Below are 510 nucleotides of genomic sequence, written 5' to 3'. Positions count from 1 at the left end.
CGAACGGTTTACCGAGTCCTTAATGGTCTTTAAAGCGGCATTTCATTCGCTTCTTGTTGGCGTCTTACCGGGATCATCAATGAGAACAGGTTCTTCAATTTGGACAAGCCCGAAGAAGCCGTTGTTTGGCGCTTCTATTCCGGCTAGGCCGTTTGCATCATCAAACGAACCATATTCAATTGATTGGTTCTTCGTTTTTTGCGACTTGTTGACCAAACGATACGACTTATTGATACCAGCTTCATAATCAACGGTTTCATATCCTAATGATTTAACTTCAAGATTGATGTTGTTTAAAGCATTGTGCAAACGAGCAACACCACCAAGCTTGTATTTCTTCAAATCAAGCCCGTAGGCGTCTTTGTTTGTTTCTATCATAGTTCTTTTACGAACGATGACTGGCCTCGATTTACCGGCGTCTTTCGCACCAACTCAGACCGTTTCGGCTGCAGTGTGATCAAGAATGTCAATCTTGTCTTGGCTAATCAGCTTAATTTCATCGGCTTGCGT

Annotated in this window: 1 protein-coding gene; it reads right to left on the bottom strand. The window is 42.7% G+C overall.

Annotated features, from left to right (window positions below):
• Nucleotides 1-42: 42 nt before the first annotated feature.
• Nucleotides 43-378, bottom strand: a complete 336-nt coding sequence (locus tag G1H19_RS22395; protein ID WP_163638908.1) for a hypothetical protein — start codon at nt 376-378, stop codon at nt 43-45.
• Nucleotides 379-510: the final 132 nt, after the last annotated feature.

Origin of the sequence: Goekera deserti (genome assembly GCF_010685995.1) — a bacterium.
GTDB classification, from domain to species: Bacteria; Actinomycetota; Actinomycetes; order Mycobacteriales; family Geodermatophilaceae; genus Goekera; species Goekera deserti.
The sequence above is the reverse complement of the archived record's forward strand: the minus strand, read 5'-3'. Positions and strand labels throughout refer to the sequence as shown.

What these genes read in the sequence shown, in the direction of transcription:
- G1H19_RS22395 (WP_163638908.1), bottom strand. Translation starts at nt 378, where the DNA reads ATGATAGAAACAAACAAAGACGCCTACGGGCTTGATTTGAAGAAATAC.